Source organism: Mycobacterium sp. E2497 (assembly GCF_001668695.1).
Taxonomy (GTDB): Bacteria; Actinomycetota; Actinomycetes; order Mycobacteriales; family Mycobacteriaceae; genus Mycobacterium.
Map to the genome: position 1 here is coordinate 1 of NZ_LZKD01000047.1, position 6,567 is coordinate 6,567.

The window sequence follows — 6,567 nt, forward strand, 5'->3', positions numbered from 1 at the left end:
CCGAGGCCGGGATCGGCGAACGCGTTCGTCCGCCGGATCGGAACGGTCTTGGCCAGGGTGAGCCCGGCGGGGTTCACGACGGTGCCGACCACGGTGTCGACGCCCTGGGCCTCCAGCTCGGCGACCGAGGCGGCGGCAAGCGGTGTGCCGGTCATGGCAGTCATTGTGCAGGGTCGCGATGCCCCGGCTCGCGAATTCAGTTCTGCCGGGGCGTCAATTCTGTGACGAACCGATCGAGGAAGCCGTCCACCGGCGCGCCGCCCGCCGGGCGAATGACGAACTTGGTCAGTCCCGCGTCGATGTAGGCGTCCAGCTGGCGGTGCAGCTGGTCCCAGCCGGCGGCGATCAGCTCGGCGGGATCGACGTCGGGACGGCGCGTCCGTACCGCCGCGGCCAGCGCGGCGGGCAACTCGTCGGACCCGTCCGCCACGGCCAGTGAGATCCCGAAGTGATCGGGGTCTATCTGCCGGCCCGCGTGCTCAGCCGCGCGTTCGATCGCCTCCCGGCCCGCCCGCGCCTCAGCCGGCGTCAGGAAGCTACCCAGCCAACCGTCGGCCAGCGCGCCGATGCGCCGGAACGCCGGCGGCGCCGAGCCGCCCAGCCAGAGGTCGAGCGGGGGGTCCGGCCTGGGCTTGACCGCGGCCCCGCTGAAGGTGAAATACCGGCCGCTGTAGCTGGCCGAATCCTCGACCAGCACCGAGCGCAGCACCTGTAGTGACTCGTCGAACACCGCGGCCCGTTCCCCGTCGGGGACCACGAACACCTCGCGCTCGGCCGGCAAGGCCGACCGCAGGCCGAACACGGGAAGGACGCGCTTCGGCGCCAGGGACGCCAACGATGCCAGTTGTTTGGCCACCAGGACCGGATGCCGCCCCGGGAGCACGGCCACCGAGGTGCCGACCTTCAACCGGGTGGTCCGGGCCAGCGCGTAGGCCATCCCGACCGCCGGATCGACCGCCGGGGTGTACACCAGCTCGGAGAACCACAGCGAGTCGACCCCGCTGGCCTCGAGGTGATCGACGATGGGCGCCAATCGATCTGGAGCGGTGTCCGGGCCCAGGCCGACGCCGAAGCGAATCTTCACCCGTGGAGCAACACCGCGGTGCCGCGGTTTGTGCCCGCGGCGAGAGCGGCTATGCGCGACTCGGGATGGTCAGCTTGCAGGCTTGGCCGATGTCGAGGGTCCGCAACACGCGACCCATGCCGACCCACAGCGCGCACGACAGGGCCAAGTCGGCCAGCAGCTCGTCGGAGAAGTGTTCGGAGCACCGGCTCCAGAAGTCCTCGTCGTCGCGCAGGGCGGTGTGCTCGGTGGCGAAGCGGTCGGCAAACTCGGCCGCCAGCCGCTCCTGTTCGCTGTAGCCAGGCCAGGTGCGCCACTGCAGGGCGTGGTCGTACAACTCCTCGTCGACGCCGGCCGCGGGCCCGTCTTCGTCGCGGGTGTTGACGCAGACGACGCATTCGTTGCGGTGCGCGATCACGGCGCGCGCCAGTTCGCGGGTGCGCAGCGGCAGCCGGTTCTTGGTATAGACCGCGTTGCTGAACCCGCCGAGCGCGCCGCCGATGTCGGGGGACTTCACAAACCAGCCGGCCAGGTCGTCATCAGCAAATGTTCCGATTCGGCTCATGGCGTGATGGTACGCCCGCACCACCAGTTTCAGGATGTGGGCACCGGGATCTTCGTGGTGGGTCGGTCGTCGCTCCAGTCCCGTTGCGCGAGAACGCGGCCCGCGACTCGATTCAACGCCGCCTCCACCACGCGACGATCCGGTCGTCCGTCGAATCCCGGTGAGCGGGCAAGCTTGTCGACCAGCCAGCCCACCAGCAGCGAGTGCACGTAGTCCACCTGCTGGGCCCCCGCGGGTGTCAGCCACAGCTGGTCGCCGTCGCCGCGGGCGTATCCGGTGGCGATCAGCCGCGAGAAGGTGGGCTCCAGGACCTCGAACGGTATCCGTAGGTACTCGGCGATGTCGGTGAGCCGGGCCGTGCCATACATCTGCTCGTAGCGGTTGATGCGCAACACGCCCCACAATCCGGCCACGTCGAGTCGGCAGTCGGGTCGCATGGCGATGCTGCGCAATCGCATGCCGGGCACACCGCGCAGCATGCGTTCGACCGCACCCTCCAGCATCTGATCCGGGGTCTCGGTGTTCGGCATGCCGAACGCGTCGCCGAGATCAATTGTGCTGTCGTGCATTTCCCGCAAGGGGACCTCCCGCAGGAACAACGCCAGGACGAATCCCGCCAGCGCGACCGGAACCGCCCAGAGGAATACGTGGGTGAGCGACTCGGAGTAGGCGGAGACGATCGGCGCGGCCGCCTGGCGGGGCAACCGGTGCAACGCCTCCGGTGACGCGGCGGCCGCGGCCGGCGCGCGGCTGGCCGCCATCGCCGGGCCGATCCGGTTGTGCAGGAAGTTCGTGAACAGTGAACCGAAGATGGCGGCGCCGAACGAGCTGCCGATCGTGCGGAAGAAGGTGACGCCGGAGGTCGCGACGCCGAGGTCGTCGAAGCCCACGGTGTTCTGCACGATCAGGACAAGGGTCTGCATGCACATCCCGATCCCGGCGCCGAGGATGACGAGGAACAGCGATTGAACGAACACCGATGTCGACGGGTCCATCCGCGACATCAGAAAGAACGCCACCGCCATGACGGCGGTGCCGGCGACGGGGAAGAGTTTGTATCTGCCCGTGCGCCCGACGATGACACCACTGCCCATCGAGGTGGTCAGCATCCCGATCACCATCGGCAACGTGCGCAGGCCCGACGTGGTGGCCGAGACGCCGTCGACGAACTGCATGTACGTCGGCAGGAACGTCAGGGCGCCCAGCATCGCGAAACCGACCACGAAGGATAGGACGCAGCACACCGTGAACACCGGACTGCCGAACAGCCGGGTCGGCAGGATCGGCGCGGCGGCGCGGCTTTCCACCCAGGCGAAGACGCACAATGCGATCACCGAGCCGACGAACAGGCCGATGATCGTGGGCGATCCCCACGGGTAGGTGGTCCCGCCCCAGCTGGTGGCCAGTGTCAGCCCGGCGGCGCCCAGGCCGACGAACACGATGCCGATGTAGTCGATGACCGGTTTGGTGCGGTCGGACAGCGCCGGGATGGCGGCGGCCGCCACGAAAAAGACCACTACCGAGATGGGGACGTTGATCCAGAACGCCCAGCGCCAGGTGAAGTGGTCGGTGAAGTAGCCGCCGAGCAAGGGGCCGATCACGGTCGTGACGCCGAACACTGCGCCCATCGCGCCCTGGTAGCGGCCGCGGTCCCGCAGCGGGATCACCTCACCGATCAGCGCCATGGCGGTCACCATGAGCCCGCCGCCGCCGATGCCCTGCAGCGCGCGTGCGGCCACCAGCATGCCCATCGAGCTCGAGAGCCCACACAGCACCGATCCGGCGATGAAGAAGACGACGGCCGCCTGGAACACCCGCTTGCGGCCGAACAGGTCACCGAACTTGCCGACGAGGGCGGTGGCGATGGTCGAGGCCAGCAGGTAGCTGGTGACCACCCACGATTGATGGCCTGCGCCACCAAGATTGGCGACGATGGTGGGCAGCGCGGTCGCCACGATCGTCTGGTCCAACGCGGCCATCAGCATGCCGAGCAGGACCGCAACGAAGATGAAATTGCGCCGTTGCGGGTCGACCGCGACATCCTTGGGCCCGGAATCCGAAGCGCGGCCGGCCGGAGCCGGCGCTGGTGTCGCCCTCGTCATGCCCGCCTTCCCACGGATTTCGATGGTATTGAGTGCCCACGGTCAACCCGTGGCAACCAAAACCGCGAAAGGCGTGCGGCGGCGTTAGCTCGGCGGCCTCGAGACGCACTGCGCCGAGTAGAGCTCCACGCCGAGCTTGTCCATCAGCTCCAGCTGCGTCTCGAGGTAATCGATGTGCTTCTCCTCGTCCGCCACGATCTCTTCCAGCAAGTTGGCGCTCGTGGTGTCCTGCTTCTCGCGGCACATGATGATGCCGGGCTTGAGCCGGTCCATCACCTCGTACTCGATGGCCAGGTCGGCCTCGAACTGTTCGCGCAGGGTCTGGCCGATGCGCAGCGAGAAGAGCCGCTGGTAGTTGGGCAATCCGTCGAGCAGCAGAATGCGGTCGGTGATCGCCTCGGCGTGCCGCATCTCATCGAAGGACTCGGCCCGGGTGTGCTCGGCGAGCTCGGTGAAGCCCCAGTTGTCCTGCATTTTGGAATGCAGGAAATATTGGTTGATCGCGGTGAGCTCGCCGGTCAGCTGCTCGTTGAGCAAGCGCAAAACATCCGGATCCCCTTGCATGATCACTCCCCTGCGGTGACGTGTAATCGGTGGTCATTCTCGGTGCCCGGCCGGGTGCGCTGGGCGCACACGCCGTGGCGGGCCGTACCCGCACTTTGCCACGGCGGGTTGCAATCTGCCAGCAAGGTATGGCTGTGCTCAGAGTGTGTCGCGCGCAACCTAGGGGGCCGATGTTGCTGGCGGGTAAGGTTAGACTGGGCTAACGAACTTAGGTTAGACTCAACTAATACAGGGTCTCGGTTCGGTACTTTTCCGGCCACCCCGATGACACGGGATGCCGAGAAGGAGGACGAAGTGCGCGCGGTTGGCCACGCCGTCGACGAGGGGAACGCCGCCCGCATGCGGGGGACGCGCTGATGTACGTGTGCCTGTGTGTCGGCGTGACCAACCACACGGTGTCCGAGTTGGTCGCGCGCGGCGCCTCCACCTCCAAAGAGGTCGCCGCCGCGTGTGGCGCCGGGGGCGACTGCGGACGCTGCAAGAGGACGCTGCGGGCGATCATCGCCGCGTCGGCGAATCTGGAGACCGCCCCGTCGCATTGAGACGCCGCCCGCTCAGCGGGCGTTGTTGAAGTCCGCCAGGGCCGCGGCGTTGGCCTGTGCACCCATCAGTTCGGCGAAGTGAGCGTTCTCCCGCGCGCTGGCCGCAGCGATCTCCGGGCGGAGCGGTTCCATCATCGTGTGCTTGACCGCCATCAAGCTCGAAATCGGTCGCCCGGCAAGGACTTCCGCGTGACGACGGGCTTCGGGCAACAGATCGTCGGGATCGCAGACCCGCCAGACCAGGCCCATTCGCAACGCCTCGTCGGCGTCCACCCATTCCGACGACATCAACAGCCAGGCTGCGTTCTGCCGGCCGACCAGCTGTGGCAGCAGATAGGACGAGGCCGCCTCCGGTGCCACGCCCAGGCTGGTGAACGGGCACTTCAGGCGGGCCGTCGACGACATGAAGGCCAGGTCGGCGTAGCCCAGGATCGTGGCACCGATGCCGACCCCGACGCCATTGACCGCGCAGATGAGCGGCTTGGGGAACGCGCTGAGGGCATCGATCAGCCCGGGGAAGCCGTGTCGGCCCGGGGTGAATTCCGGATCGGTGATGCGGGCCTGCATTTCGGCGAGGTCGGTACCGGCACTGAAGCCGCGGCCCGCCCCGGTCAGCAGCACCACGGCGACCTCGGGATCCTCGGCCGCGGCCAGCAGCGCGTCCGCGGTGGCGTCGTAGAGGGCTTCGTTGAATGCGTTCAGCGCCTCGGGCCGGTTCAGCGTGAGGGTGCGCACCCGCTTGTCGTCATCGATCTGCAGCGTCACCGCTGCAGCCTAACGAGGTCAGCCGTTGCTGTAGACGCGGGTGGGCTCGATCAATACGACGGCCCGCCGCTCCCGGGCCATGACGCGGTCGTAGGTGTCCCAGTCGTCGTGGGTGCCGCCCGCTGCGGTGAAAACCTCGCGGAGCAACAGCCGCAGCTGGTCGTCGGTGGTCAGCCAGGGCTGCGTGTCGTCGGGGCCGGCCAGTTCCGCGCGGCCCTCGACGGTCGCCCACCGCCATCCGTTGCGGAAGGTGACCGCCAGCTGCGGCCGCTCCCGCAGGTTGGCCAACTTGACCTTGCCGTAGGTGGTGAAGCCCAAGACCTCCCGACCGTTCTCCGGGTGTGCGAGCAGGCCGACGTTGACCAGCGAAGCCTGCACCGTCGCGTCGGCACGGACGGTGGACACCACCGCCAGCCCGTCTTCCGCCGCGGCCAGGGCGACGGCGTCGCGCAGTGTTGTCATGTGGGTTCCTCGATGAATGGTGTCTTGAAGACGTAGCGGCTGGTGGGCACGGTGTCGATGTTCTCGTTGGCGCCGAATGCCGTGGTGCTGGCGACCATTCGGCCCAACCGGTCTTGCAGGTCCTTGTCGTCGGCGGCACCGAAGAACGCCTTGAGATCGGTGATCGCCTCCGCGGGGAACAACTCTTCGACGATCCCCGCGATTCCCGGCGCGTCCGGGGTGAGGGCGCGAACCACCCAGTTCTGGGTGTAGCCGAAGGTGGACTGGGTCTCGATGGCCACCGGGGTGTGGTCGTGCTGCCACCGGTTCAGCCAACTGTCCCGGTCCAGGCCGGCCGGCCGGCGCAGCAGCGCGATGTTGGCCAAACCCGTTGTGCGAGCGCCTGATTCGGTTACCGGCGCCTTCAGCGGGACCGACTCCGTCACCAGGTACGCGGCAAACTGCTCGCATTCGGCCTCGAGCAGCGTGAGAGCCGCCGCCATCTGCTCGCCGTAGCACTGTTGG

Annotated in this window: 8 protein-coding genes and 1 pseudogene; 1 reads left to right on the forward strand and 8 read right to left on the reverse strand. The window is 67.9% G+C overall.

Features of this window, described 5'->3' with window-relative positions; genetic code table 11:
* From A5713_RS28130 to bfr, 5 genes and pseudogenes are all read right to left on the reverse strand, one after another.
* Positions 1 to 155: pseudogene (locus A5713_RS28130) on the reverse strand (glutamine synthetase); the annotation flags it as partial.
* 41 nt (positions 156 to 196) lie between these two features.
* Positions 197 to 1,084, reverse strand: coding sequence for a TIGR03854 family LLM class F420-dependent oxidoreductase (locus A5713_RS04130; protein ID WP_068092824.1), 888 nt, complete (start codon positions 1,082 to 1,084; stop codon positions 197 to 199).
* Between the two features lie 49 nt (positions 1,085 to 1,133).
* Positions 1,134 to 1,628: a carboxymuconolactone decarboxylase family protein gene (locus tag A5713_RS04135; protein ID WP_067924171.1), complete on the reverse strand. Its 495-nt coding sequence runs from the start codon at positions 1,626 to 1,628 to the stop codon at positions 1,134 to 1,136.
* Between the two features lie 29 nt (positions 1,629 to 1,657).
* Positions 1,658 to 3,730, reverse strand: coding sequence for an MDR family MFS transporter (locus A5713_RS04140; protein WP_068092826.1), 2,073 nt, complete (start codon positions 3,728 to 3,730; stop codon positions 1,658 to 1,660).
* Between the two features lie 84 nt (positions 3,731 to 3,814).
* Positions 3,815 to 4,294 (reverse strand): bacterioferritin, encoded by a 480-nt coding sequence (gene bfr, locus A5713_RS04145; protein WP_055405255.1) that lies wholly within the window; start codon positions 4,292 to 4,294, stop codon positions 3,815 to 3,817.
* A gap of 356 nt (positions 4,295 to 4,650) precedes the next feature.
* Between bfr and A5713_RS04150 the strand changes: the two genes are divergently transcribed.
* Positions 4,651 to 4,836 (forward strand): bacterioferritin-associated ferredoxin, encoded by a 186-nt coding sequence (locus A5713_RS04150; RefSeq protein ID WP_067917277.1) that lies wholly within the window; start codon positions 4,651 to 4,653, stop codon positions 4,834 to 4,836.
* A 12-nt stretch (positions 4,837 to 4,848) separates the two neighbouring features.
* Here A5713_RS04150 and A5713_RS04155 read toward each other — a convergent pair whose 3' ends face one another.
* The 3 genes from A5713_RS04155 to A5713_RS04165 all read right to left on the reverse strand — a co-directional run.
* The gene (locus A5713_RS04155; protein WP_067917279.1) at positions 4,849 to 5,601 is read right to left on the reverse strand and encodes an enoyl-CoA hydratase/isomerase family protein; all 753 of its coding nucleotides are present in this window, start codon (positions 5,599 to 5,601) and stop codon (positions 4,849 to 4,851) included.
* An 18-nt stretch (positions 5,602 to 5,619) separates the two neighbouring features.
* Positions 5,620 to 6,063, reverse strand: a complete 444-nt coding sequence (locus A5713_RS04160) for a TIGR03618 family F420-dependent PPOX class oxidoreductase (protein WP_067917281.1) — start codon at positions 6,061 to 6,063, stop codon at positions 5,620 to 5,622.
* Positions 6,060 to 6,567, reverse strand: a 508-nt coding sequence (locus A5713_RS04165) for an EthD domain-containing protein (protein ID WP_067917283.1), incomplete at its 5' end; no start/stop codon positions are given. The genes A5713_RS04160 and A5713_RS04165, both read right to left, overlap by 4 nt.